Genomic DNA, 25,363 nt, shown 5'->3' with positions numbered 1-25,363 from the left:
TCCGAACCAACTGGAACGGTCTTTCGCCATCTATCCGAGAAGTATGTTCAGTTATCAGTCCGCTATCGTCATAGCTGAGTGTTCCCACCACCGTTCGGCCAGCTTCGACCTTACCAAAAAACGAAGATGCCCGCAGGTTGCCGACTTCGTCGGCCACGGTTGCGGATGCTCCGAATCCCAGAATACACATTCCAAGAAGCAGCTTTCGTTTCATCTGCATGATCAGATCCTATCTGTATCGTCTTTGATCAAAAAATCGTCCCGAGACAGTCAAGCTAGCCTTGCTCGTCTTAAGTTGCCTCAATCGTTCGGTTCAGTTTCTAACAATGGGGAGGTGGTTGATTTTCTTGAGCGTTGTCACCGTGATTTCGACCCGTCTGTTCAGCGCTCGCCCGTCCGGGTTATCCTGACCGTTGGTCGTATTTGGGGCAACCGGGCTGGTTTCTCCTAGCCCCCTCGAGCGCAACAGGGATTGATCGATTTCTTGTGCGATAAACCAATCCCTGACAGCATTTGCGCGGTCTTCAGACAGTCTTTGATTGTAAGTGTTAGACCCTTTGGCGTCAGTATGCCCTTCGATCATAATGTCTGTGCCGTCGTATTCGAGATACAATTGCATCACATCTTCTAGCGCGGCCCGCGCATCGGGTTTCAAGTTAGAGTCATCGAAATCGAACAAGTAATCGCCGGATAGATCAACGGTAAAACCGAAACCACTGGGGTCACCCACGATATCGGTTGCACCTTCGAATGTTTGGGCCTTGCTGACGAGAGCATTCCCATTTGAGAGCAAAGCGAGAGGTTCTCCGCTGATTGCAAAGCTTTCAAACGCAGCGACATCTTCTTCCCACTTCGGATTGAAGGGATCGTTCGGATCATAGCCTTCGGCGCGTGCCGCAGACATACTCATGAAAATCATGGTGAGGCTGCAAAGCGTTGCGGGCGAACAAAGAACTGAGCCCATCTCTCTAGCTCTCCGGTTTTTCCAACACGAATGGGATCACGCCAGGCAGCACCAGTTCGATTGGCCAATCTGAGTCTTCAGGGGCTTCAAACTTGAACCAGCTCGGCGTCACACTGTTAGGTTCGAGGTCATCATAGTCGGTGTACAAAAACCACCCGCCGCCGCCGCCATTATTGATCGGCGCACCAATGGCGTCACCATTCGAGTCTTCGAGCACGGGATATTTTTTGTCATTTGTTGTGAAATATATGTCGTCAACCTCGCCACCTTTAAACTCAATAACATCGTCAGTTGTGTTCTCAATCGCGAGAACAATCGTCAAGAGATCGTTACGAATTTGGATCTTTTGGACGTGTATCTCAGTACCGCTTTGCCCGAGCTGACTATCGATGTAATCCTGCGCGATGGCTGGCGTTGACAAGAACATGGCAAATAGAAGTGCTGTTATTTTCATTGTTAGAAATCCCTGTTTTTCCGCAGCGCTTCTAAGCGTAGTAAGCTCGCTTTGGACTAACAACTTGTGCTCACAAGGTTTTTCGCCAAAATGCAGAAAAATTTCGCGAATTTGCAGCTAGTTTTGGCAGGTAGACCTTTGATCAAATTTGGCTCCCACTTCTCTAAGCATACAACTCTTTGGTATGTCGCAGTAACAAGCCTTCCCGTTCTATGCCTTTTGACGCTGATCGGGCCGTTCGGGACTTACACGCGTTTCATTTTGATCGAGCGCCTGTTCTACTGGGCTGCAATGTTGGGATCTTGCGGACCTGTGTTTGAGCTGGCCGTCCCCAAGTTTTTGCATAGCGTCAAACTCTCGCACAGATTTTCGCGCTTCCAACGCTTCGTTCTTGGGGTGCTGACAAGCATCGCCTGTTCGTTCTGGTTGGTACTTGCCGTAGAGTATGTCAGCCGCGGTCCATTTGACGCAGGCCGCGTGCCACATTTGTTGCTGGGCCTGTTTGTGATCGGGTCTACAGTCTCATATTTCCGCTTCATGTTCCGATCGTCAGCAACCCACGAGCTAGGTGATGCAGCCGACATTGACTATGGGCGCATCGCCTTTTTTGATGATTATCCTGAACTGATCGGCTCACGTATTCGTTGGGTAACCATGCAGGACCACTATGCCCGTGTGGTGCTCGAAGACACTGAAATGACGGTATATTCGTCCATGAATGAGCTAGCATCGAAGCTTCAAAACTATCCGGGCATGCGAGTACACCGTTCACACTGGGTTGCATATGCATCCCTGCGGGGCATCAAACAGTCAGGCCGCTCATTTCAAGTCGATCTTGGCGACGACCAGAGCCTGCCTATCGGTGGAACTTACCTAAAGATGGTTGAACGAATATCTGCAGATTTGGCGCAGTAAGAAATTATTAGTGGTGTCGCCGTGGTCATGATGAGCCTTTCGTATCCAAATGAAGGAAACAGACCTTCAGGCGCTATTGTCGAAAGGCGGTTTTGTCCGCGACTTGATCCCTGACGGCCATATCTATGCTTTGGGTTGTGCGAATGGCCGAGTCGGGCTCGCCCCGGACCTTAGCTGCAAGGCACTCGAATGACGGCAGGGCGGGACAAAACCGTCATTCATTTTTCCACCTTCGCTAGCGCAGCAATCATTCGCATGTGCAGCACCACTACAGCTGCTGCGCCCCCAAGTATGTGCCTGCGGTAACCTCGTGGCCTGCGGCGACGGCGATGTTCAGGCAGGTGGCGATAGAACTGCTCATCGCGACCGTCTTTGGAATAGGCGAACCGATAGATCGTCTCGTGGCTAACGCGGATCGGGTGGCGTTCAAGACGCATCCGCCCCGCGATCTGTTCTGGCGACCAGCCGGCCTTGAGCCGATCCTCAATGGCTGCCTTCAGTTCTGGATGGACGATCATTTTACGATGAACTGCACGACGGCGCTCATACATGTCCTGAGCGTTCAAAGCGTAGTAACCGTTGAGCTGTGGCAGTTCCCGGTCATCATAGTGGTTGCGTCGAACGTCTCGGTAGATCGTTGAGACATCGCGGCTCAGACGATCCGCAATCTCAGACATGGACATTTTGGCTTCACGCCACTTTGCGATCTTACGTCGTTCTTCTAAGCTCAGGTGAGAGTAGTGGGTTCCCATTCAATATCCTCCATGCAACATTCTGTTTTGATACAGAATTTGCACTTCGTTTGTGAATCCACCGCTACACATGTTCTTCACGCATAATGCGTTTTATGTTAAATAAGTAAGCAATACTGACCTAAAAACCCCTTATTTCTAAGTTAGTCCGGCCCATAGCCGCCGTCCGTTGACGGTATCAGATGCTGCGGTGCGGCCCGTCGAACCAGCCATTCGCTGCGATTGCAAAATCTCAGCACAAGCGAACTCACAGTCTGCGGGACGAAGCCGACCTTCTCCATTTTTGAACCAACGGCTAGTTTTGACGGATTTTGGTACTAGGAGCGCATTGGGTGTCATCGGCGACTTGAGCCACGCCCGCACAGACCTCGAGACACCTAAAAAGTGCTTAGGTTTTGTTGGCGGCTTTGATCGCATGGCGTAGCAAAATTGAGGCGGCACAATTTTTAGTTGACTGTGTTGCCCGGTAAATGATTAAACGAGGCAATCAGTTAATTAAGGTGAATAAATGTCGCGTTTTTTGATCACTGTATCGTCAATGTTTGCAGCGAGCGCTGCATTTGCCGGGGGACTTTCTGATACGATCGTGGAGGCTACTCCTGAGGCGGTGCAAGCTGTCGACAGCACGAGCTCTGTGCCGAACTGGGTTATTCCCTTGGTGATCGTTGGCGTTTTGGTTGCGGTTGCGGCATCCAGCAGTTCAGGTTCTGGCAGCAGCTACGATTATTGAAGTCTTCAAGTATTGTTATTGGAATCTGCACGCGGGGCAGACTCAAAGCTTTATTGAGACTAATAGATTCCTTACAAACAGCCTTTGATCAGGCGGACTTGTATCCGCGTGTTGTTATCGTCGAAAATGAAAAACGATCAGCGCTTTCTGACATCAGCGATCAATTTCCTTTTAATCCAGAACTGCATTTGCATTCTGAACTTGGCTTGACGCAGGCGCGAAATCGACTGTTTGATGAAGTCCAGAAGAAAGACTGCGACTGGTTTGTCGGCTTAGACGATGATGAGTGGGTCTCACCCGACTGGCTTAGTCAATTGATCTTGGCGATTTCTGATCATACGGACGCCGATATGTTTTTTGGCCCATGCAACTATGTCTACGATGATGAGCTCAGCAGATTTCTAGCACCAGACCAGTTCATGAAGCTGCCTCCGGGAAGTGTTCCAGAGGTCATGACGACGCAAAACTTTGCGATCCGGGCGTCAGTATACTGTCAAAAAACTGGCGCTGGTCTGCGATTTCATAGCAGCTTCAATGAAACCGGCGGGGAGGATTTGGAATTCTTTCTACGGGCACAGAGGCGTCATGGCTTTAATCCTGTCTGGGTGCCCTCCGCCATCGTCAGCGAAGAACGTCTTGGGGCCCGGTCGACTTTGGTTTATCGACTTGACCGAACGCGCCGCAATCTTCTTTCGGCGTTAAGGGTTAATAGCCTGCATCATAGCGACTTTGGGTATGGCAGTGCTGTACGCAACGCAGCCGAACTTTTGTCAATCACATACGGCAATATTATCTGGGGCACCTTGGGTTTGATAGGTGGCTGCGCATTGGTGCCTTTCAATATCAAGCAAGGCAAACGCATGATTGGACGTGCCCTAAGGAGATATGCGCGCATCGTTGCGGCAGTGCAATTTACACTTGGCATTTTTCCCAAAGCCTACGGTGCCACCGTCACACCAGACTAGGCGCCCCAAGCGGGTATCGTGTTCTTGATGCGAGGTTTCTTGCCGCCAGTGCTATTCGCAACCGTCCAGATTGTCCGGCAATGCGGTCAAACGGTGCCTGCGGATACAAACGATAGTGCTTTATGGGTGCACGGATGACTAAATTGTAGCGCCGTGAAACAACAAAGTTATCAAACGGGTTGTCCAAAGTCCCCCGCGCCATCAATTCATCTCCGTGCAATCTGTTGGCCGGTAGATCGTTTAGCTCCTTGATCAATTGCGCAGGGATGGTGCCAGAAAGCTCATTGATGGTTTCGAGCCCTGCCAACAGTATCGTCTGCAATTGATACCGTTCCGCAATTTGCAAAAGTACATCCCACTCAATTTGGTTTGGATGCTCAAGCAGCTTTAGAGCGTCGACAACCCAGCGGATGGGCCAAACACGGTTTGCAGACAGGCCGTGGTCAATCGCTTCGATCAGCAACCATGTTGGGTTTGCATTTGTGATGTCTGCTCCAGCTGAGAACAACCATTCGGCAACCCATGGATCATATGCAAATGACAAACGCGGCGACCAAACTATATCGACCTCTGCACCATCTCGGCGTTCCAGCGTGATCCCATGACCCGAAAACTTTGTGTGCTGATCTGCCCGCTTTGGCCCGGGCTTCTTCTCCCAGCCTGTGTCAATCATTGCCGACGTCAGGGCAAAGACATCGTCAAAATGGATAATCAGATCAATATCCCCTGATGGACGATCTTCTCGCTTGTCGTAATATTCGTCTGCAAGCGCCGTGCCTTTTGTCCATCGCGCCCGTATTCCATGATCATTGAGCTCCGTTTGTACGTCTTGTTGCGCCAGCGCATTGCGCGAAGCTGCCTGCTGAGACTTTTGGTTTTGGTTAACAAACCAAGCTGCGCGGCCACCCTCAAAACCAGTTCCAAGATTGGATTGCACCAATGGGAAAAGCCTGAACTCACCTTCGTTGGGAAACCCATAGCCAAGTGCGTCTATATAGCGGTTCCAGTCGGCTGGATCAGTTGAAAGCCCTGTAGCCAGTCGTACAAGATGTCGTAGGCGTCCGGTGGGTAAAATACCATCTGCAAAACGACTTTTGATATTTGACAGGCTGGGAGTCACGTTGCACCATCCAAAAACTTATAGTTGTGAGGATAGTATGGCGGCATATGCGTTAAACAGCGAGCACTACATTGTTGAGAAATTCGATGACGATTATATCCTATTGAATCAAGCCACCGGGTTATACTTTGAATGCGCAGACAATGCCGCGCGCTTGTTGGATTTGCTATTCGCGCAAGTCGATTTTGACGCGTTGCTCACAGCTCTTCGAAAGCAGAAACAAGATTTTGCTATTGGCGTTACGGCAACATTTGAAAAGCTGCAATCATGTGAGGCACTCTCACCGACCGGTGAACGTGGCCGAGAACCGACGGATGATGAAGTCGGTAGTTTTTCCGTGGAACAAGAATTCGTCGTGGATGGGTATGACGATTTGGCAGCTTATATATTGGCCGATCCAGTCCATGAATTCGATACCGACGGTAAGCCTATGCCCCAAACGCCTGTCGCTACTTAAAAATGAACGCCTTGCTAAGCGAGCCTGAGCTGGGATTGCGCGGGCAAATCGACAGATTGATCGACGCGGCTGACTATACCTCTTTCAGCTCATTTAAGATGGGCCGTCTTTCTATAGGGGTGGCAGATGCGCAAAAGTCGCTGACCGAATGGGCATCAGTGGCATACGCACCCGGTGAAGCAGAACCTGATGTGATCGTGGCGCAGCACTATGGCCATGCCTCAGAATTAGGTATCGACAACTGGATTGACGATTTCTTTCTCAATCGGGTGCGTCGGTTAGAGCGTGTGGGACTGTGCGGCTTTTACAGCGATGAACATGGGATATTGGAGATCTATGATCCAGCCCGGCGACGCGGTGTGCGATTTCTTGCGCAAGAGAAAGACCTGCCCATTTGGGAAAGCACTGCCCCTTTAACCAACTTCTTAGCTTGGTCGAACGAGGCCTATGGCGCTTCGCTGCTGCATGCCGCTGCGATTGGAACCAGCAGCGCAGGCATGCTGTTGTGCGGTGTGTCCGGCAGCGGTAAGTCACTGGCGGCCCTTGCCGCCACGACCTTTGGCCTGCAGACGGTTGGCGACGATTACGTGCTTGTGGCGTGTGGCCCCGAAGGTACGTTTTCGGCTCATCCTTGCAGCAGGCTGGCAAAGCAATCGACCGAAGGTTTGGCGCGTCTTGGCAAGGCCGCTGCGCATGTTGTGGATGGCCCTCTGAACTGGAACGCAAAACGGTGTTTTGACATTGATGACCTACGGCCCGGCGCCATGGCTGGTCGGTTACTGGTTTCCTGTGTTGCACGGGTCAGACTTGGCGATGCGCCAAGTATCGAGCCTGCAAACAAACGGTCGGTATTCTCTGATCTATACCGTTCCACCGAAATCCAGGTTCCTGCCAGATCTAACAAGCTGCTCAAGGTGATTGGCCAACTTTTTGCCGGGATTCCCGTTTTGGACGTGACGCTTTCACCTGACCTTGAACGTAACAACGCGATGCTTGTTGAGTTTATGGACGCGTTGTCCGCATGAGTTTAGTTGTCCTCATTCCCGCCTATAACGCTGCGCGGTTTATTGAAGAGGCTATTGCATCCGTCTTTGATCAAGACATGGACGCTCAGACCAAAGTCATTGTCGCAAACGATGGGTCAACAGACGAGACCGCCGCGATTCTTGCTGGGCTTGAGCGTACATATGAAAGACTTCAGGTGGTCGCGCATGAAAACATTGGCGTTTCGCGGACACGTAACCGCCTGATGTCGCTGACACCCGGCGATACAGACTTTGTTACGTTTTTGGATGCAGATGATGCGATGGCGCCCGGGCGCATCGCACGCGACACAACGCTGTTACGAGACAACCCTGATCTCGAATTGATCTATGGCCGCCTCCAACTCGTTAGCGAGGTGACAGGACGTTTGGCAGATGTCGCAATTGGAAGCGGTGTGTGTCTCAGGGGCGTGAGCGTCACAACGGCAACCTTCCGTGCAGATATACTGAGGTCGATCGGTGACTTCGAAACGCGTATGACACATGCAGAGGACTTGGACTTCTTACTACGGTTTTTCGAGGTCTCTGATCGCTACCATCTATTGAACGATGTTTCCGTCCTATATCGCCGCACCGAAGCAGATACGGCAACATCCGACATTGACGCGCTCACGCGTGGAGTGATGCAAGCATTGCTGCAACATGCCAGACGATGCCGTAAGGATGCTGCCAGAAGCCGGGTCGATGGCATATTTGAGATGGACCGTTTGCGGGCAGCCTATGACAGCGAACGGAGAGCGTTGAATGAAATATGACGTCATCATTCCGTGCTTTAACGCCGCAAATTTTATTGTCGAAGCGATACAATCCATCCAAGGGCAGAGCGTAGCGGCACAACGCATTATCGCCGTGGATGATGGGTCGACTGACCACACGCTTGCGGTGTTAAAGCAGCTGTTGCCTCAGGGCGACGTGTTCTCGCAAGAGAATGCAGGGCCTGGTGCTGCCTGTATGACGGCGATCTCCAACAGCGCTGCGCCGGTATTGGCATTCATTGATGCCGACGATCTTTGGTTGCCGCACAAGATGGCGCACCAGCTGGAGCGGCTCGCGGATGAACAAAAGCAGACAGCGCACTTTGGACGGTTGGAGGCATTTCATGACGATCCTGACTCAGCGCTAACAGTGGATGAGCAGCATGCCGGATGGAGCAGAACCACAATGGTTCTCAAACGCACCACCTTTGATCGGGTTGGTCCATTTGTTGATATGCCAAACAAGATCGGAGAGATGGTTGCATGGTTTGGCCATGCAAAAGAGGCCGGTGTCGATTTGGCAAAATCTGATGATGTACTGGCCCGCCGCAGACTTCATCCAGACAGCCTCACGCGACGTACAGAAAATCCTTCCGATGGCTATTTATCCGCCGCACGCCAAGCAATCATGCGACGGCGTCAAGCCAAGCGTGATGAAAGCGCAGAATGAAGCGGCTTCATCGGTTCAAACAGGAACGTCCTAGATTTGATCCGGTCTTGTGGACAGCCGTCTTTGATGTCGACGACTTGACTGCCGAGAATGCCGCAGTTGCATGGCTCAATCACAACGATGAAGATGCTATCAACTATTCCCATCACAGATTGCTTGCGGGTATCTCGCGCCGGCTCGGGGGGCGACCTGCGTTGAAACCTCACAAACGATTGTTGAGCAGGATCGAACGCCAACTTTGGGCGCGCGCTGTGTCATCGCTTCGCGAATTTGGGATCTTGTCGAAGCAACTCAGCGATATGCATCTGCCGTTCTTTCTTCATGGTAACTTGCTGTGGCATGCGGCGGGGAACCCCGCGCTGAATGATCTGGAAACGATCGAAATCATGGTGCCCCAAGAGGGTATGACATTCGCCGCCACACGATTGTGGGGCGGTGGGTGGCAGGCTGGACCAATGGTGTCTTGCGTCTTCGCACCGGATCCGCTTGTTCTGTCCCGACCAGGTTTTGCACATATCTGTCTTCAATCGGATGCGTGTCTGACGTCACGCGGACTGAGTGAAGCCGACATTTGGGGCCAACGATCTTCAGCGACGGTCTTTGCAAACGATATTGTGCTCCCCGGTTGGCAAGTCGTGAAAGCGCTACATGACGTCCAAAGTGGCGCCCCATTCGGCGATCTTCAAACTGCGGTGAATATGGCAGAGTTCAGGGAGCGTTATCGCTCGGCTGCCTAGGCCAGATAATTTGGTTCTATCTGAAGGCGCGACGTGAAAGCCGACGTTCACCAGATTGCGAACAAGTGACGCTTTCGGTCGGGTTCTCCCAGGGTGACCCCGGGTATATCTGGATCGGCTTACCCGATCTCTCTGCCTGTTATCGTTGTGGGCGGGAGTGACATTCCTGAATTGCAGATGGGTGACATTTTAGCTTTGCGCTTGTGAATCCACCGAGGACAAGTTGGTTTTGGCCGCCAATGAAGACGCACTGTTTGTCCCTGTTGTTTTGGCGCCGCCCGTCGCGTCTGCATTAAAAACGTCCTATGGATAGGCGGTATCTTTACACCTAGAGTTGCGACCTGCATACTTGATATAACCATTGGCTGAAGGAGGACTGGATGCCAGACTTCGTACTGCAATATGTATACCAACTAACGGACTTTGACACTTCGGGCGGCAATGACGCGGTGCCAAATGAGGGTGGCGCGCAAGCGGCAGGTTCTCCCCCATTTCAGCTACAGCTAGACGCGGGTGCTGCCCCACAGCAAGTGACTGTGACAGATCCCAATGACAACTTCGGGGAGGTCAATAATACTGGCCAAGTGTTGACGAATGATGTCGTGATTGACGGCATAACCTACACTGCGGGATCTTCGATCATCCTGAATTACGTCATAACAACTGACAGCGGTTTCGAAGGGTATTCGATCACCATTGGCGCAGGCAACACTGGCGGCAATACAACGACAGCGTTTATTACAAATAGCCCAATGGTCCCTGGACAGGTGTACATCTTTACCAGTGAAGGGAACGTCGGTGGCGGCGGGCGTCCCTACGCTCAGTTTACTTGTTTTGTCAATGGAACGCATATTGAGACTCAACAAGGGCAAGTACCGGTCGAAGATTTGGAAATCGGTCAAAAAGTCCTAACGAGTGATGGTAGGTTGCAGCCAATAAGGTTGATCTTAAAACGAAAGATGACTGCCGCTCAGTTAGAAGCAGCTCCGAACATGCGTCCCATTAGGATCAAAGCTGGTGCAATGGGACAAGAAATGCCGCGTCGCGACCTGCTGGTCTCACCGCAACATCGGATGTTGGTGTCTTCACCCATTGCAAAACGTATGTTCGACACCAAAGAGGTGCTTATTGCGGCCAAGAAGCTAGTCTGCATCAATGGAATCCAAATTGATGAACGTCCGCACCCTTTGGAGTATTTTCATCTCGTGCTAGATCAGCATGAAGTGATTATCGCTGAAGGAGCGCCAACAGAAAGCTTTTATTGTGGCGACATGGCAATCGCGGCTCTTTCAGACGAGCAACAAACCGAGTTATTCTATCTGTTTCCAGAACTTCGACATGCTCGAGACACTCAGACGGCGGCGCGCGCGATACCGAAGGGGAAGCAACAAAAGAGGCTTGTTGCAAGGCACCAAAAAAATGCGAAAGCCCTGGTTTCCGCTTGAAGTCGGTATGGTATCAGAGTGCAGCGCAATTACCGACAAATTCAACCCATCATCAGGAGGGTGAATGTCAAGATGGCAGCCGAAACAATGAATAGAGGAGAACTAACCTATCTGGAATGATGCCCCCCTTCTGCTAGACTGGTTGATCTAAGAAATGCTGGCTGGCCTTGTATCGGTTCTCAAAGACCTGTCGATCAATCAGGGTGTATCGCCTGACTGGATCGATTAACTGGGGCAAGCCGAAGTAAGGATCTGGCGCCTCCGCGCTGATCGACGACAGAGTGAACGCTGTGACAAGCGCTGCATGATCGCTCATAAACGACAACTGTTCGATCGGGCAAAGGAGTGGTTCAGCTGTTTCAATGAGTCGAAAAGATTGACCATCAAAAACAAACGGCGCAAAGCTGGTTGGTGCAGGTGCCGGAAACACATAGGTATCGCCGAGTTGGAGGCAGTCTGACTGCCTCAACTCACAGCATAACATCAACCCGTCGACAACTTGAACATCCTGTAACGGCAGCACGCGGGAATACCCAACCATGTTTCCTCGTAGTCCGGTCCGTGACTGATCCATCGTATGTTCAAACCCCGTCTTGGTTACCGTTAAATCCCTGCAAGCCTTGCGATCGTCGAATTAAAGCTGCGGTTCAGGTTCGACCTGGATGACCGTTCCATCCTTCGTTCGAATTGGGCCCCGGCTTGTTTCCTGGCCGCGACAAACAGGGGTGCCATCTTGGTTCAGACGCGGCGCCATATATCCTTCGATGCCATCATCGATGTACCAATATTGGCACCCGTCTGGTGACACCCAGATATTTGCCAGCCCATCCTTGAGGGCGCCGCCATCCAGACCACCATCCGTGATCTGGTCGCTATCGCCAGAACGACCCTCACAAGCTGCCAAGCTGCAGATCAGACCGGCAAGAATTGCAAAACGTTCGATCATGCTCATGTCCCTTGATCCCCTTTGTTGCGAACAAGTCCTAAAACTCTTTATAAACTTGACGTTACAGTATCCATATAGGCATCTGCACCTACTGCTATCAACCTATAATTGAAGAATTCAATCAAAGGGCGCAGAGATTTATCTGTGCACGACAAGCTTGCCCAAACTGACGATGAAAAAATACGGATACCAAGCCCTCGAAGAAAATGAGGGGGCTTCGGGGCAGGTCGCAGGTAGAGCTTGGTGCGAAGGATAAAATCGAACAGGAAGCGTGGTTTGGATTAGTGAATTTTTGCGTTATGCTTACTTAGTTCGCGTAAAACTCTAGCATTAGGTGATCTTTTGAAACCTCTTTACTTGCTCTGCCTAGCGGCAGTCATGCCAACTCTGGCGCTGGCCGATATTGAACCAACTTGTGAGGAGTTGTGGTTTTCGCGAAATGCGATGTTGGATGATGCCGGGTATTGTTTTTCGTCCCCATTGGGTCGCAGTTTGTTTGATAATGCAGACTGCACCACGCAGGCCCCGCAGGTCAGTCCCGAAGTGGCGGAACAGATCGCGCGGATACAAGCGCTGGAGTTGAGCGCGCCTTACGTTCCAGACGGTGTGTGCAATGTAGATACAAACCAAACCAGCCTGACTGACGTGCGATACCTCGAATTGCGGCGGCGGCTGAAATTTCAACCCGCAACTGATGGTGGTTCGTCAGTGTGTATTGGGTATCGTGGTGCGCCTATAAATCTGTATGCCGCACCAAGTGAGACGGCCGAGGTGTTGGGCCAGATTCCATTGGGGGCTTCTGTCAGTAATTCTCACCTCTCTTGGGAGGATTGGGAATTTACAATCGTTTGGCGAACTGGATCTGATGATCAGCCGATAATGCTTGGATGGTATCGAGGCAGCGTGATGGCCGATGCAGCAAGGGACGGCATTTCAGAGAATTGTGATTCCATCTCTGGATAGGTTTGTTCTTGGCATCGGTCAACCGATCAAAACTGTCAGATGTCGAGCCCATTGTTCCATCTTACATTCACAAGATGAACGGCAGCTTTTTTGACAAACTTGCTGTATGCAAGAAATCAAGGTGCCGGCTACTGCGGCGCTCGATCGAATATGGACCAACATTCATGCTTAAACTCACAGTATTTCTAACTCTGACAACAGTCACGTCAGCATGGGCTGAGCCTCAATACTGGACCTTTATGGATTGGCGCGTTTCGGTAGAACGCAATGCGTCAGACAACGGGGAGATAGTATTGTGCACTGCCTTTACTGGGAGCGACGGTTTTCCTTTGCTCGAGATAGCGATATCGGAAGATGAAAACACTCCTCCAGCCGGCTACCCGACGCCAATCCTGAAAGAAAGTGCACATCGCGGATATGAAACAGTGCTTCAGCCAGGACAAAACGTGCTATTTGTTCCTGACGATGGCCATACTGTCGAAGCAACGGTCATGGGCGGTGTTGATGGAGGATTATTTTGGGCACATGCCAGCCCAAATCAAAGCGATAGCCAGCAGCTGTTGCAAGCAATGCACAGGAGTAGTGAACTCGCCTTCACGTTTGACGGTGAACCTTATTACTATATCGCGTCTATGCAGGGGTTTACTGCAGCCTACATGAAACTTTCAGAGCAATGTAATGTTTCAACAGTCAACTTCTTTGGGTGAGTTTTTCGGCGGTACGTTCTCGGGAGCGGTCATTGGTTTCGCTGCAGCGAAAGTGCAGTCTCGGTTCTGGCGAAATCGACACCTATGAATGACCGGAATGACGACTTGCGCCGCGCTGCAACGATGAGCGTGCCGCAAATGCGAGAACTTGCTGCGTCAGCGAAGTGCAAAAACTCAATGTCGGCTCTGTCCCGCATCTTACCAGTTCGTGCACGACGCAGCGAAGGATCGCTATCCCACAAACCTGAATGAGAAAATCCTTAGCGCCCTATTCTGCACTCAGCCGGAATCGACCCCAGCTACAGAATATTCATGCTCAGACAAAATAGACCCCTTAAGCGTGGCCCATATTGTACTGTGAACCAACATCGATACTTCATTTGGTTATTATCAATATTTTATTCAACTCAAAGAAGATTATTTGTCAGTTCACTGGTCACGAAAACCCTACACCACGACCAGCGAGTAGCTTGTGCTTCGCCCGCCCGCGTCGTCTTTCTGCAATGCGCCAATCTCGATCAGTCCGTTAATGTCACGGTTGGCCGTATCCTGAGAGCACTTTTCGATCTTGGCATACTTCGAAGATGTCAGCTTGCCTTCAAACCCATCCAAAAGCCGGTTCAGGATATCGCGTTGCCGCGCATTCAAATCAGCACCCGCATGGATTTCCCAGAACCGCGCCTTTGCAAAGACATTCGCCAGAATGTCCTCGGCCCCGTCAAAAGCCCGGTCTAGACATTCCAGAAACCAAATCAGCCAGCGGGTGATATCCAGTTCCGCTTTCTGTGTCGTCTCAAGGATATCATAGTAGGCTTTGCGTTCCCGTCGGATCTGGGTCGACATGCTGTAGAATCTTTGCGGGCTGTTTTCAGATCGCGCCAGTGCCATATCTGCGATGGCACGCGCGATACGGCCATTGCCATCTTCAAACGGGTGGATCGTCACAAACCAAAGATGCGCAATGGCGGCGGCAAAGACTGGGTCCATCTCTGGCTGGTCTGCGAACCAATCCAGAAACTGCGCCATCTCAGAGTGCAGCCTGTCAGCAGACGGCGCTTCAAAGTGAATACGTTCACGACCAATCGTGCCGGATACTACCTGCATCGGTCCAACCTCAGCGCTGCGCCAATCCCCAACTGTGATCCGTGTCATACCACTGCGCCCTGTGGGGAACAGCGCCGCATGCCAGCCAAACAGGCGGTCCGCATCAAGCGACTGATCGTAGCCTTGCGTTGCATCCAGCATCATCTCAACCACGCCATCAACGTGCCTGTCCGATGGAATCAGCCCGCCAATATCCATCCCTAACCGTCGCGCAATCGAGGATCGGACTTGGTTCTTGTCGAGCGTCTCGCCCTCAATCTCGCTGGTTTTTACTACATCGCTGGTCAGGGTCTGCAGCATCGCCTCATTACGCAGATCAAAGCCCAGCCCCTCCATCCGGCCGAGCAACCTACCTTGCCGGTGGCGCACAGCCGCAAGCTGCGCAGAGAGCGCAGCCTGATCCCAGGTAAAGTATGGCCAATCCGGCAATTCATGTATGTAAGTCATTTATCTCTGCACCATCTGCGGAGATAATAGATATTATTCTCCGCAGAGGCAATATTAATCTCCGCACATAAAGCGGTGATTAAGTGAATTATTCTCCGCATCATGCAGCAACTCCGTTCAGTCGTCCAAAGAAACTGCGTTCCAGATGCAGCTCCCCTGCCCCGGCTTTTTGAACCATACCGCGCAAATAGCCACCAGGTGAAGTAACTTCGCCCGCTGCATGTTTCTCGAACACAAGCACCAAGGCTGCGGTGGCCACCTGTTTGCCCATTTGTTCCTGCGCCACGTTCCACGCATGCTCAGAAATCCCGATCATCGGCCGCAACTGCCCTGCCACACGGTGCAGATCGCCCCAATCCTTGAGGTATCCACCCATATTGCGCGCCCATGACGCAAATTCGGGACAGGCTTGCATCACCACAGGTAAATCAAGAGCAGCACGCTTTTTGCGCAAGTCAGCAACCCAGTTCTCGAGCTCCGTATCAACTTGGCTCTCCTGCTGATTATTTGGAACGACGGCCGCTGCGTCCTCTTTTTCAGAGGAATTACAGGTTACAGGAAAGGGTTGTTTTGTAATTAGTATATGAGGGTCAGAATTGACCCCGCTGGGGTTCACTTCTTTATCTATAAACGGATCGTCCCTGGTGTTTTCAGAAGTGTTGTCCACAACCTCATCAGGCTGAGATGCTTTGAGAAAGGCCGCTTCAACGCGGTCCTGCAGCTCTTTGAACCATCCCAAAAGGGTCATCAGGTGCTCAGAGGCCGTGTTTTGGCGCGGCAGACGGTCCAGAAGGTCGTCGAACAGTCCCATGAACTGCCTCCAAGGGCCGCTGAGAGCCCCGCTCAGCGCCCCCTCGATGCGTGCGCGGATCATACGGCGTGACACCGTGATCTGACGCTTGAGGCGCTGACACAGCGCGCGCTCGGCCTGCAACAGGGCGTGTAGCTGCTCAAACTCTTCGGCACGGGCCGACAATGGCGACAAATCAAAGCCGTAAGCCTCTACAATGACACCCTCAGCGTCCCTATGACCCCAGCGCTTGCCATTGGGGCTGTCCTTGAATGCAATAACGCCTGCTTCGGCCAAGCGGCGCGCATGACGTTTCAGCGCAGAGAGCGAAAACCCCGTCTGTTCCATCAGATAGGCGTTTGAGGCCCAGACGATGGGCCGTGCGCCCTCTTCCCAGTCTTGGGACTGCGTAAAGGCCCCTAGCGTGTCCAACAGCATCATATCACCCGCCTTCAGACCGATATGAGCGCCAACGCGTTTGACCGCGACAAAGGCCCTGCCCTTTTCAACGGCAAGACTGGCACCTTTGTCCGCCAAGACATCGGCCTGCAACAACGCAGGTGAAACCCGCCGCCATCCGTTTGGCACAGCAAGATCGGTCCGGAACCCATAAGGCCCAGTTGCCCCGTGGGGCATTTCCATAAATTCATCCATATTTGTTAGAACGCCGCAGATACCCGTTCGCCCAAAGGCGTTTTTTGTTGTGCGGTGATCTCGCGGACTGCTAAGATTGAAGTGCGAAGACAATCTGCGCCTTGGATATCATCCGGGCGTTGCAGCCCTCGGAACTCCGGTTTCGAGGGTTTCTTTTGCGTTATCCTCCTTGTCTGCTCATGTCCTCAATGAAGCCGTTAACAGGTGTTAACTGCCCTTACCCTCCGACCCGTTTTGAAATGATCGATAGGATTCTGTGATCAGACGGTCGATGTTTTCATCAAACCAATCTGCAAATGCTGTCGTTTCCCCTGCCCGCTTGACGGTCACGGTGACGGATGACTTTGTCGATTTCACCACCGCGCCATCCACAGGCTCGCGTTGAGCAGGACGTGTTTCTTTGGCCCCGCGTTTGCCCAAACTGGCCAGAACCGCGTGCAACCGCGCATCGGAACCCGCGCCATCTGGTATCCCATGCAACACCTTCATCGCGTCCGTGTTTGTCAGCGCGCCACTTTCAAATGCCGCCGCAAGGGTCATCCACTTCGGGCGCCCTGCCCCATGTGCCGGACCGATTGCCTCACCTACGCGGTCCGGAATCAACCGCGCGACACGTTCCAATTGGGACAAAGTATTCTTGCTGATCGACAAAGCCTGCTGCGCATGTTCGCGCGAATGCCCCTGATCCAGAATGGCCTGCGCAAAGCGTGCGCGTTCATAAAAGCTCAGGTCCTGACGGCTGGCATTTTCAAGCCCTTTAGCGATCAAGGCTTCACTGTCGTCCAGGGTGCGGATCAGCGCTTTGACAGGTACGTCAAGTTGTTGGCATGCCAGAATACGGCGTCGCCCATAAACAACCTCGAACTTGCCGTCATGGTTGCCTGCAGGCCGCAACAAAACAGGCACTTGTTGGCCGCTTTGCTTGATGCTTTCCACAAGGTCCAACACATCTTCTTCGGCACTGTTAACAGCTGTTAACTCCAGCCGGTCCTGCGGACCCCAAGGCAGGATCAACGCGGTATCAATCTCTTGAATGCCACCCAATCCGGCGCGCACAGATCCCACAGTGCCTTTTGGCAACGACCTGTGAGCACGGTTTTGCCCAATCGGTGCCTTGCCGTCAGTCGCGGCAGAAATCGCGGCCATAATCCCGGTCTTGTTCTTGTTCAGTGCCATCAGCTACGCCCCCATGCTTGCTGCACCAAGTTTGCAATATCAGATCCTACTGAATCCATACTGGACCGTGCGCGGTCATACGTGCTGCGAGTCATGTCTGCGCGGGCGACTTCGTAAATCGACATTTTCAGCATCGACGCATCCGCAATTGCAGTACTGCGCAGCGCGGTCGAGGGTATGATCCGTTCCTGAAACAAGGCCCGCATCAACGATACAATCTGCTGGCTCGGGATGTCGCTGGGATCGTCACGCGTGATCAGAAAACTGAAAAAGTCATGGTCCATGCTCACGCCCGTGTCCTCAATCACACCCAGATAGGCAGAGGTCATTTCGATAAACTGCTGAGTCGATGCAAGGTCCAGCATACTGGGCGTCATCGGCACCAACACCGACGTCGCCGCAAACAAACCCGTCAGCGTCAAAAAGCCTAGGGCAGGGGGGCTGTCGATGATGACGATGTCATAGTTGGCTTCAACAGGGGCGAGTGCATTTGACAGGCGTTCGAAAAACGCGGCACCACGCCCCGCATTCACGGCCGTTTCCGTCTCAAACTCGCTCAGGATCAGGCGGGCAGGGGCCAGATCAAGGCCGGGGAAATACGTATCAACAATAACATCTGACAAGGGCAGGGGGTCTTCGTAACGCAGTGCGTCATAGATGGTCGGCCCATCAAATTCCAATTCGGTCTGCAGACCACAAAACCCTGTCAGGCTGCCCTGAGGGTCCAGATCCACTGCCAGAACACGGTAGCCATTCAAAGCAAGGTAGTGACACAGGTGGATGGTCGCCGTCGATTTGGCTGATCCACCTTTGAAATTCATCAGTTGGATGACCTGTAGCTTGTCACCTTCACGGCGACCGGGCACATATTTGCCTGGGCTGCGCGATCCAGCCTCTAACGCTTGCCGCATCGCCCAGATTTCATCGCCAGAATAGGACCTGCGCCCGCCTTTGTTGACCGCAGGTTCAGCCAAAGACCCGTCGCTGTGGCATTTCCTTAAGAACTGCCCCGACACACCCAACAGCTCGGCCGTTTCGGTCGCACTGAACAGACGCAAAGACTTGCGTTGATCTGGTGCATAGACTTGCTCTAGATGTGTGGTCAAAGCCGTCTTTAACCGCGCCGCCATTTGATCGGTGACTTCGGATTGAGACGCCGCCGCTATCGGTGCTGTCTGAAACATGGTTGCTCTTTTCCCGCTCAATGTTGCTTATTTGCGCAACTTGGCACCAGTTAGGATGCGATTCACCATGCCAAGTCAAGAAGAATATCTACAGCTGGCTCGTTTCGGAGAGTAATGCGCAAGATGTAGGACATGCCCCCACGAGTTAACAGGTGTTAACAGAGTCCCTCAAACACGTGAACCCGCGCAGAAAGGCAGGGGTCAACCCGCAGCAAAAACTCTAAACGTCAAGGTTCTACGCATGGGTTAAAGACCTTTAAGCCAGCGTGCGCTCGAAGATGCACGGCAGACGGAACTGATCCGCCAAGCATGGACCGACAGCGGTAAGGTCTATGGATATCGGAAGCTGACAGACGACCTACGCGATGCTGGCGAGACCTGTTCTGAGAACCGCGTTGCACGTTTGGCCAGTCTAGCGGGCATCACAGCACAGATCGGTTACAGACGCCGCCTTGGTCGTTATGGTGGCAAGCCATCGGTTGTCGCGGACAACACATTAGATCGCCAATTCGAAGTTGATGCGCCCGATACGGTTTGGGTGACAGACATCACGTACATCAAGACGCATGAGGGCTGGTCATATCTAGCCGTTGTGATTGATCTATTCTCAAGACGTGTGGTCGGATGGTCGATGCAGTCACGCATGACATCAGGCCTGGCACTGCAAGCGTTGCTGAGTGCTGTTTGGCGGCGCAAACCAGAGCACAGAGTCCTGATCCACTCAGATCAAGGGTCACAATTCACCGGAAAGGATTGGCAATCGTTTCTCAGCAAACACAACCTAGATGCCAGCATGAGCCGCCGTGGGAATTGTCATGACAACGCCGTGGCAGAAAGCTTCTTCCAGCTCTTGAAACGAGAACGGATCAGGCGGCGGACGTACCTGACGCGCAATGCTGCAAGGCAGGATGTGTTCGATTACATTGAGATGTTCTACAACCCAACACGCAAGCACACCAACAACGGCATGCTGTCACCGATTGACTATGAAAAAGAACAGAAGAAAATGAACGAGGCAGGCGTCTAGGAAACTATCCGCAAGCTGATCATGTGGATTGCGGTGATGATGGTGGGGCAGCTGGCTGCCAATGCAGCCATCACATTCCAGATTGTCCCGGTGCTTGAAGGATAAGATCGTGGCACATTGAGTTGCATGACAAAGGCGCGGTTACCGCGCCTTTCCTATTAGTTGCTGCGGTACCGGTATCAGTTACCGCAACAAGATGATGCAGATCGAGTGCCGTATTCGCCAACACTTGACTTGACGATTGGTGAGCTACACATTTCAGGGTTGCAATAGATTGCCTCATGTGGTTTCAAAATCGTAGTTATTGAAGACACCTAAGCGCATTTTCTGATCAGCGTATTTGATGCTTAGGGCATTAAATTTAATGGAGCTTTTTCGGTGGGTATTTGTCAGACCGTTAGCAAACAGTTTTCTTGCCTCACTCAACAAAGCTTCCATAAGCAACTTATCGTTGTTTCTTCCCTCTTTGCTTTTTCCATCGCGACTCAGGCGTCTTCACATCACAACGAAGGTGAAGAGACGTTCTTCTCGAGAAGCACAATTTCAAGCTTCCATGCAGCCGACATTCCTACTCAATGTCTGATTAATGCAAAGGTGTATGACCCGCCGTCCGCTCAAAACACTCGTATAACTGCAATAGAGATTTTTGAAAATTATTCGGCCCAAGGTGTTCGTACCGGCACTGAATACATCTGCCATGCGGCTCACGACGGATATAGGAATGTGATTCCGTCTGGAACCTTCAGTGTTGCCGGTGATGAATACTGCGATTTGGATCCGGACGTGCACATTGCGTCTAACTTTAGGCTCGGGGCATGTACTCCACCCGAAGATCGCATGGAGTGCGGCGTCGGAAACCCGATATATCTGACGTCCGGACAAAAGAGCGAGACAGTCACAGACTGGGTGTCTTCTCTTGATCCCAGATTCGAATTTAGACGTTTCTACCGCACCGATGGTTTTACAAGCGTCAATATGTCAACCGACGGATGGGGCCAAAACTGGTTTTCCAAATGGTCGCAGCGCATCGAGGTGTATGGATCAAACACGCGTGTGGTTCACCTTGCTGATGGGACGATCCTGCATTTTACGGGCTCAGGTGCAACACCCGTCAGTGGTGACCACAATTACACGCTCACCCCGTCGGTGGCAGCGGAAGGCGGGCGTCACGTTCTAAGCCATGGGTCGGGTCGAGAAGATCTCTATCTTGATGTAAACTCGGACTTATCGTTGCTTTCGGAAATGCGGTGGCCGGATGGTTACTTGATCACCATAAACCGCGATGGCAACAATCGCGTTTCCTCTGTTGCTGACAATCGCGGACAATATGCCGAATTCATCTGGGATGAGACACTAAATCCCAGCGCTACTGTGCCCGTCGTCTCTGAGATTAACATTGATACTGACTACGATGGTGTTGCGATATCTGCGGATGTCTCGATCGATCTGGGTTATCAAACCGCTGGCCTATTTACCAACCGACTGCTGATGACCTCCACCACTGTCACAGACCTGAGTGCGAGTCTGACTATGGCAGACAAGGCGTTCGCCTATGACAATATCGTGGGCTCTGTCGGTGGTGATCTTCTTGTCAATATTTCAGATGGTCGCCTAAGGTGGGCTAGCGCATCGGAAAAGGTGATTGAACCGGTTGGCGCATCCGTTAGTTCGCGACTGTCTGGTTGGGGTGGCCCGCCAGAAACTGTCATTGACGGTTCGATTGGCACATTTCCGCATACACTCAACGGACCGAGCGAATTCATTGAAATCGATCTTGGCGCAGATTTTGCGCTTGCGAAAGTTTCGGTCACTAATCGCAACCGCAGTGGAGGTGACGCCAGAAGGTTGAATGGCGCGGTTGCCGTTGTCTATGACGCTTTGCGCAATGAGTTATACCGATCTAATCCGATAACGGGAGCTGCTCGAGCAAGTGTACATTCGTTTGACCTGAGCGGCCTGCAAGGTGCGCGGTACGTCTCCGTCCAGCATAGCAATCAGTGGCTTCATGTTTCCGAAATTCATGCGTTTAGCTATGTTCCAGCAGGCCAAAAAATGTTCAACTACGCTGCGTTTGAGTACGATAGTGCGTCTAGCACATCTAAGCCTCGCGCTATCACAACCGGCCATTTCGGTGCTGTAGATACGTACAACGTTGGCATGCCTGTTGATACACCGAATGGCTTCTCGATCACGGCGACCAACCCATTGGGCAAAGAGACGGTCTATTCCTTTGAGGAGATTGCAGGCCAGGATCGGATTGTTGGCGTGGAAGGGATTTCTACGGCCAACTGCCTCCCGTCGGACACGACCTTGTCCTACAATGCTAGCGGACGCGTTATCGAACGGATCGAAAGAAATGGCGCGCGGACAGCAATGACCCGCGATAGCATCGGTCGGATCCTGACGCGCACCGAGGATGCTGACGGTGTGGCTCCACGGGTCACAACTTACACATGGCCGATGGGTGATCTGCGCAAGCCATTGACGCGCGTGACGTCTGAGCTGTCCGAGACCTTCACTTACGATATGGATGGTTTGTTGACCTCCTACACGCAGCAAGACGTGCTTGTAGGGAACCCGAACTTTGGCGACATTCGCACGTGGACATATACCTACACCGCCTTAGCCTCCGGTCTGAAGGTGCTCACTTCGCTTGATGGTCCGGGCCTGATAGCTGACGGCGTGAATGACGTCACAACCTACACCTACAACGCGCGCGGTCAGCTTCTGACGGCGACGGACCCCAACGGGCTGACGCAAGAGGTGTTGGCCTATGGTGTCACCGGGCAGCCGACGCTGATCCGTGATCATCAGGGGTTTGAGTGGGCACTAGAGTATGACCTTGAAGGACAGCTGACCCAATCCACGTTCGAACCAAACGGCGTAAATGACATTACGACCTACACCTATGACATCATCGGGCAGATGACATCGTCCACCGATGCGCTGGGGCGCACATGGGGTTACACCTATGACGAGGCCAAACGCCTGGTTGCGATCACCGCTCCGTCAGGCGAAACGATCAGCTTTGATCATGATGCCATGGGCAACGTCACCCGCACAGAATATGCGGATGCAGCAGCGGTCACCCGCTATCTGGCGGAAACGCAATATGATGAGCTGGGACGGACCCTGCAAAGCCTTGGGTCCAACGGGCAAGCCACTAGCTTCAGCCACGATGTCGAAGACAATCTGGCCGCAGTCACCGACGCGACCAGCCTAACCACGACGCTGTCCTATGACCCACTGAACCGGATGACGGATCTGGTGGACCGAGCGAGTTTCACCACCCAGATGGATCACGATGAGAGCGATCAGATGACCAGCTTCATCGACCCACGCGGGATCGCGACCACCTTCGCCTATAACGGCTTTGGGGAGTTGGTGAACGAGACAAGTGCGGATCGCGGGACCATGACCTACACCTACAACAGGCGTGGGCTGGTGACGTCCATGACGGACGGGCGAGGGGTCGCAACAAACTACAGTTATGACAACGGGGGGCGGCTGCTATCAAAGACCTTCCCCTCGGACGCAACGCTGGATCAGACCTTCACCTATCACAATGACCCGGCGATCCCGCATAACATCGGCACGCTGGCCACGGTGACGGATCAAACCGGGCAAAGCAGCTACAGCAATGACTCCGCACGCGGCACCTTCTATCAGGACCTGCGGCAGATCGACGGTGTCAGCTACAGCGTGACCTATGACACTGACGGGGTAGGGCAGACCACCCAGGTTGGTTATCCCAGCGGATCGCAGGTCCTGCTCAGCTACGACAGCGATGGCGACCTGACGGATGTGCAGTGGCAGGCCTATGATCCGGTGAACGGCACGCTTGGAACTGCTGTGAATGTGATCGGCAGCATGGCCTATCTGCCCATGGGCCCGATGACCGCGGCGCAATATGGCGATGGCGGCACCCATACGGCATCCTACGACAGCTCTTACCGGCTGACCGGGCTGGTGGACATGCGCAGCGGCCTGGCCTTGCGCGATGAGACCTACAGCTGGACCACGCGCGACAATCTGGCGGGGGTGACGGACAACCTCGCCCCGGCGCAGACCCAAAGCTTTGCTTATTCCCCGCGCGAGTTCCTCTCGTCCGCGGATGGCGGATGGGGTGAGCTGGATTGGCTTTATGATGGTGTCGGCAACCGCACCCAGCAGATGTCTTATGCCGGTGGGGCCACCACCACGGATGTTTACAGCTACCCGCTGGACAGCAACCGTTTGGACAACATCGCCTTTAGTGCGGGTGGGTTGCGCGAACTCACTTACGATGCCGCAGGCAATGTCACCTTCGACAACCGCAACGGGCCGGGTTATGGCTATAACTACGATGCCGCGAACCGCATGTCCTCCTTTGCGATCAACGGGGTCATCCAGGCGGAGTATGAATACAACGCCCTCGGCCAGCAGGTCATCCGCAGGCTGACGCAGGCGGGCCAGACGATCCATTCCGTCCACGATGGCGCAGGCAACCGGATTGCGGAGTATCTCTATGATGAGAGTGCGGGCACCAGCAGCCTGATCCGTGAATACATCTGGGCGAATAGGCAGGTGGTTGGGGTCTACGAGAACGGCACGCTCTACTACGTGCGGACGGATCACATCGGGCGGCCTGTGTTGGCGACGGACGGCGCGGGCACCACGGTCTGGGAGGCGAGCTATCTGCCCTTCGGCGGCGTGCAGGCATCATCAGGACCAAACCCCGAACTCCGCTTGCCCGGACAATGGTTCCAGACCGAGACCGGGCTGCACCAGAACTGGATGCGGGACTATGATCCGACAACAGGACGGTACATGCAGGCGGACCCGCTGGGGCTCGTGGATGGGGCGTCCGTCTATGGTTATGCGCTGCAGAACCCAGGACGGTATATCGATCCGAGAGGGGAAGAAACCACAGTTCTCATTTCGACGCCGAGAGGACTAGGATTTGGTCACGCAAGCATTGTATTGCCCGACATGATTTACGATCCAAGTGGTAGCTGTAGTTGTCAATTCGAAGATGATGGCAACGGCCCTTATTGGCAAGGATCTGGAGATAGTTACTTTAGAAATAGGCAAACGGATCGAGCGTTTTTCAGTTATCAATTTTCAAATCCAGCTGACTTCCGAACGCAGGCTTTTGTCTTTCCGACAACTCCGGCACAGGAACAGATGATTCGCGAACGTATCGAACGTTTCGGCGGAGGCGCTTTGCTAGGTTGCGCAAGCGCTGTTTCGAACGTGCTGTCAGGAGTCGGTCCATTTGGGGATCTACAGCCTACCCGATGGCCCACTAGGCTTCGTAATCGCCTAGAGGATATTGGTGGGTACGAATACGTGGTCCCGTAATTAACTCCAATTCAA

At 52.8% G+C, this 25,363-nt stretch carries 22 protein-coding genes and 2 pseudogenes; 13 read left to right on the top strand and 11 right to left on the bottom strand.

The annotated features are described in order from the left end of the window. The 3 genes from ACZ1G5_RS18870 to ACZ1G5_RS18860 all read right to left on the bottom strand — a co-directional run. Window positions 1-220: hypothetical protein (locus tag ACZ1G5_RS18870; protein ID WP_472734433.1), on the bottom strand; the 220-nt coding region annotated here is incomplete at its 3' end. Between the two features lie 93 nt (window positions 221-313). After that, complete coding sequence (locus ACZ1G5_RS18865) at window positions 314-910, bottom strand: OmpA family protein (RefSeq protein ID WP_472734432.1); 597 nt, start codon at window positions 908-910, stop codon at window positions 314-316. A 58-nt stretch (window positions 911-968) separates the two neighbouring features. Beyond that, entirely contained in the window at window positions 969-1,418 is a 450-nt protein-coding gene (locus tag ACZ1G5_RS18860) for a hypothetical protein (protein WP_472734431.1), read from the bottom strand. Between the two features lie 90 nt (window positions 1,419-1,508). Here ACZ1G5_RS18860 and ACZ1G5_RS18855 point away from each other — a divergent pair, with 90 nt between their 5' ends. After that, complete coding sequence (locus tag ACZ1G5_RS18855; RefSeq protein WP_472734430.1) at window positions 1,509-2,333, top strand: LytTR family DNA-binding domain-containing protein; 825 nt, start codon at window positions 1,509-1,511, stop codon at window positions 2,331-2,333. Window positions 2,334-2,626: 293 nt separating this feature from the next. Here the strand turns inward: ACZ1G5_RS18855 and ACZ1G5_RS18850 are convergent. Continuing rightward, window positions 2,627-3,085: pseudogene (locus ACZ1G5_RS18850) on the bottom strand (IS30 family transposase); the annotation flags it as partial. A gap of 508 nt (window positions 3,086-3,593) precedes the next feature. Here ACZ1G5_RS18850 and ACZ1G5_RS18845 point away from each other — a divergent pair. Both ACZ1G5_RS18845 and ACZ1G5_RS18840 read left to right on the top strand, forming a co-directional pair. Beyond that, complete coding sequence (locus tag ACZ1G5_RS18845) at window positions 3,594-3,815, top strand: hypothetical protein (RefSeq protein WP_472734429.1); 222 nt, start codon at window positions 3,594-3,596, stop codon at window positions 3,813-3,815. After that, window positions 3,812-4,780 (top strand): glycosyltransferase family 2 protein, encoded by a 969-nt coding sequence (locus tag ACZ1G5_RS18840; RefSeq protein WP_472734428.1) that lies wholly within the window; start codon window positions 3,812-3,814, stop codon window positions 4,778-4,780. The genes ACZ1G5_RS18845 and ACZ1G5_RS18840 overlap by 4 nt, the downstream gene beginning before the upstream one ends. On the opposite strand, the gene ACZ1G5_RS18835 is transcribed toward ACZ1G5_RS18840, so the two are convergent. Then, window positions 4,767-5,900 carry a nucleotidyltransferase family protein gene (locus tag ACZ1G5_RS18835; protein WP_472734427.1) on the bottom strand — a complete coding sequence of 378 codons (1,134 nt, stop codon included), beginning with the start codon at window positions 5,898-5,900 and terminating at the stop codon, window positions 4,767-4,769. The genes ACZ1G5_RS18840 and ACZ1G5_RS18835 overlap by 14 nt on opposite strands. Before the next feature lie 37 nt (window positions 5,901-5,937). Between ACZ1G5_RS18835 and ACZ1G5_RS18830 the strand changes: the two genes are divergently transcribed. The 6 genes from ACZ1G5_RS18830 to ACZ1G5_RS18805 all read left to right on the top strand — a co-directional run bounded on the left by ACZ1G5_RS18830 (window position 5,938) and on the right by ACZ1G5_RS18805 (window position 11,007). After that, window positions 5,938-6,357: a hypothetical protein gene (locus ACZ1G5_RS18830; RefSeq protein WP_472734426.1), complete on the top strand. Its 420-nt coding sequence runs from the start codon at window positions 5,938-5,940 to the stop codon at window positions 6,355-6,357. Window positions 6,358-6,359: 2 nt separating this feature from the next. Further along, window positions 6,360-7,382, top strand: coding sequence for a hypothetical protein (locus tag ACZ1G5_RS18825; RefSeq protein WP_472734425.1), 1,023 nt, complete (start codon window positions 6,360-6,362; stop codon window positions 7,380-7,382). Continuing rightward, entirely contained in the window at window positions 7,379-8,155 is a 777-nt protein-coding gene (locus ACZ1G5_RS18820; RefSeq protein ID WP_472734424.1) for a glycosyltransferase family 2 protein, read from the top strand. Before ACZ1G5_RS18825 ends, ACZ1G5_RS18820 begins: the two co-directional genes overlap by 4 nt. Continuing rightward, on the top strand, window positions 8,145-8,825 hold the full coding sequence (locus ACZ1G5_RS18815) for a glycosyltransferase family 2 protein (RefSeq protein ID WP_472734423.1): 681 nt from the start codon (window positions 8,145-8,147) through the stop codon (window positions 8,823-8,825). The genes ACZ1G5_RS18820 and ACZ1G5_RS18815 overlap by 11 nt, the downstream gene beginning before the upstream one ends. Then, window positions 8,822-9,562, top strand: a complete 741-nt coding sequence (locus tag ACZ1G5_RS18810) for a hypothetical protein (protein ID WP_472734422.1) — start codon at window positions 8,822-8,824, stop codon at window positions 9,560-9,562. Before ACZ1G5_RS18815 ends, ACZ1G5_RS18810 begins: the two co-directional genes overlap by 4 nt. Before the next feature lie 380 nt (window positions 9,563-9,942). After that, complete coding sequence (locus ACZ1G5_RS18805) at window positions 9,943-11,007, top strand: Hint domain-containing protein (protein WP_472734421.1); 1,065 nt, start codon at window positions 9,943-9,945, stop codon at window positions 11,005-11,007. A 133-nt stretch (window positions 11,008-11,140) separates the two neighbouring features. Here ACZ1G5_RS18805 and ACZ1G5_RS18800 read toward each other — a convergent pair whose 3' ends face one another. Together ACZ1G5_RS18800 and ACZ1G5_RS18795 are read right to left on the bottom strand one after the other, a co-directional pair. Then, a complete protein-coding gene (locus ACZ1G5_RS18800; RefSeq protein ID WP_472734420.1) occupies window positions 11,141-11,581 on the bottom strand; it encodes a hypothetical protein in 441 nt (146 codons plus the stop codon). Window positions 11,582-11,641: 60 nt separating this feature from the next. Next, entirely contained in the window at window positions 11,642-11,953 is a 312-nt protein-coding gene (locus ACZ1G5_RS18795) for a hypothetical protein (protein WP_472734419.1), read from the bottom strand. A gap of 378 nt (window positions 11,954-12,331) precedes the next feature. Between ACZ1G5_RS18795 and ACZ1G5_RS18790 the strand changes: the two genes are divergently transcribed. Beyond that, window positions 12,332-12,916 (top strand): DUF4453 domain-containing protein, encoded by a 585-nt coding sequence (locus tag ACZ1G5_RS18790; protein ID WP_472734418.1) that lies wholly within the window; start codon window positions 12,332-12,334, stop codon window positions 12,914-12,916. Between the two features lie 164 nt (window positions 12,917-13,080). Then, entirely contained in the window at window positions 13,081-13,623 is a 543-nt protein-coding gene (locus tag ACZ1G5_RS18785) for a hypothetical protein (protein ID WP_472734417.1), read from the top strand. A 447-nt stretch (window positions 13,624-14,070) separates the two neighbouring features. On the opposite strand, the gene ACZ1G5_RS18780 is transcribed toward ACZ1G5_RS18785, so the two are convergent. From ACZ1G5_RS18780 to repA, 4 genes are all read right to left on the bottom strand, one after another. Next, on the bottom strand, window positions 14,071-15,174 hold the full coding sequence (locus ACZ1G5_RS18780; RefSeq protein WP_472734416.1) for a Fic family protein: 1,104 nt from the start codon (window positions 15,172-15,174) through the stop codon (window positions 14,071-14,073). A gap of 100 nt (window positions 15,175-15,274) precedes the next feature. Next, window positions 15,275-16,600, bottom strand: a complete 1,326-nt coding sequence (repC, locus tag ACZ1G5_RS18775) for a plasmid replication protein RepC (protein WP_472734440.1) — start codon at window positions 16,598-16,600, stop codon at window positions 15,275-15,277. A 225-nt stretch (window positions 16,601-16,825) separates the two neighbouring features. Continuing rightward, on the bottom strand, window positions 16,826-17,794 hold the full coding sequence (gene repB / locus ACZ1G5_RS18770; RefSeq protein WP_472734415.1) for a plasmid partitioning protein RepB: 969 nt from the start codon (window positions 17,792-17,794) through the stop codon (window positions 16,826-16,828). After that, window positions 17,794-18,978 carry a plasmid partitioning protein RepA gene (gene repA / locus ACZ1G5_RS18765; RefSeq protein WP_472734414.1) on the bottom strand — a complete coding sequence of 395 codons (1,185 nt, stop codon included), beginning with the start codon at window positions 18,976-18,978 and terminating at the stop codon, window positions 17,794-17,796. Before repA ends, repB begins: the two co-directional genes overlap by 1 nt. Before the next feature lie 227 nt (window positions 18,979-19,205). On the opposite strand from repA, the pseudogene ACZ1G5_RS18760 reads away from it, so the two are divergent. Both ACZ1G5_RS18760 and ACZ1G5_RS18755 read left to right on the top strand, forming a co-directional pair. Further along, window positions 19,206-20,005: pseudogene (locus ACZ1G5_RS18760) on the top strand (IS3 family transposase); the annotation flags it as partial. Window positions 20,006-20,842: 837 nt separating this feature from the next. Then, a complete protein-coding gene (locus ACZ1G5_RS18755) occupies window positions 20,843-25,348 on the top strand; it encodes an RHS repeat-associated core domain-containing protein (protein ID WP_472734439.1) in 4,506 nt (1,501 codons plus the stop codon). Window positions 25,349-25,363 lie beyond the last annotated feature (15 nt).

This window comes from Yoonia sp. JB2-21 (assembly GCF_055693545.1).
This window is presented reverse-complemented; position numbering and strand designations above follow the sequence as displayed.

Coding starts and splice junctions, on each gene's coding strand:
- ACZ1G5_RS18865 (WP_472734432.1), bottom strand. CDS start 910: ATGAGTATGTCTGCGGCACGCGCCGAAGGCTATGATCCGAACGATCCC.
- ACZ1G5_RS18860 (WP_472734431.1), bottom strand. CDS start 1,418: ATGAAAATAACAGCACTTCTATTTGCCATGTTCTTGTCAACGCCAGCC.
- ACZ1G5_RS18855 (WP_472734430.1), top strand. CDS start 1,509: ATGCAGAAAAATTTCGCGAATTTGCAGCTAGTTTTGGCAGGTAGACCT.
- ACZ1G5_RS18845 (WP_472734429.1), top strand. CDS start 3,594: ATGTCGCGTTTTTTGATCACTGTATCGTCAATGTTTGCAGCGAGCGCT.
- ACZ1G5_RS18830 (WP_472734426.1), top strand. CDS start 5,938: ATGGCGGCATATGCGTTAAACAGCGAGCACTACATTGTTGAGAAATTC.
- ACZ1G5_RS18825 (WP_472734425.1), top strand. CDS start 6,360: ATGAACGCCTTGCTAAGCGAGCCTGAGCTGGGATTGCGCGGGCAAATC.
- ACZ1G5_RS18820 (WP_472734424.1), top strand. CDS start 7,379: ATGAGTTTAGTTGTCCTCATTCCCGCCTATAACGCTGCGCGGTTTATT.
- ACZ1G5_RS18815 (WP_472734423.1), top strand. CDS start 8,145: ATGAAATATGACGTCATCATTCCGTGCTTTAACGCCGCAAATTTTATT.
- ACZ1G5_RS18810 (WP_472734422.1), top strand. CDS start 8,822: ATGAAGCGGCTTCATCGGTTCAAACAGGAACGTCCTAGATTTGATCCG.
- ACZ1G5_RS18805 (WP_472734421.1), top strand. CDS start 9,943: ATGCCAGACTTCGTACTGCAATATGTATACCAACTAACGGACTTTGAC.
- ACZ1G5_RS18800 (WP_472734420.1), bottom strand. CDS start 11,581: ATGGATCAGTCACGGACCGGACTACGAGGAAACATGGTTGGGTATTCC.
- ACZ1G5_RS18795 (WP_472734419.1), bottom strand. CDS start 11,953: ATGATCGAACGTTTTGCAATTCTTGCCGGTCTGATCTGCAGCTTGGCA.
- ACZ1G5_RS18790 (WP_472734418.1), top strand. CDS start 12,332: ATGCCAACTCTGGCGCTGGCCGATATTGAACCAACTTGTGAGGAGTTG.
- ACZ1G5_RS18785 (WP_472734417.1), top strand. CDS start 13,081: ATGCTTAAACTCACAGTATTTCTAACTCTGACAACAGTCACGTCAGCA.
- ACZ1G5_RS18780 (WP_472734416.1), bottom strand. CDS start 15,174: ATGACTTACATACATGAATTGCCGGATTGGCCATACTTTACCTGGGAT.
- repC (WP_472734440.1), bottom strand. CDS start 16,600: ATGCCCCACGGGGCAACTGGGCCTTATGGGTTCCGGACCGATCTTGCT.
- repB (WP_472734415.1), bottom strand. CDS start 17,794: ATGGCACTGAACAAGAACAAGACCGGGATTATGGCCGCGATTTCTGCC.
- repA (WP_472734414.1), bottom strand. CDS start 18,978: ATGTTTCAGACAGCACCGATAGCGGCGGCGTCTCAATCCGAAGTCACC.
- ACZ1G5_RS18755 (WP_472734439.1), top strand. CDS start 20,843: ATGGAGTGCGGCGTCGGAAACCCGATATATCTGACGTCCGGACAAAAG.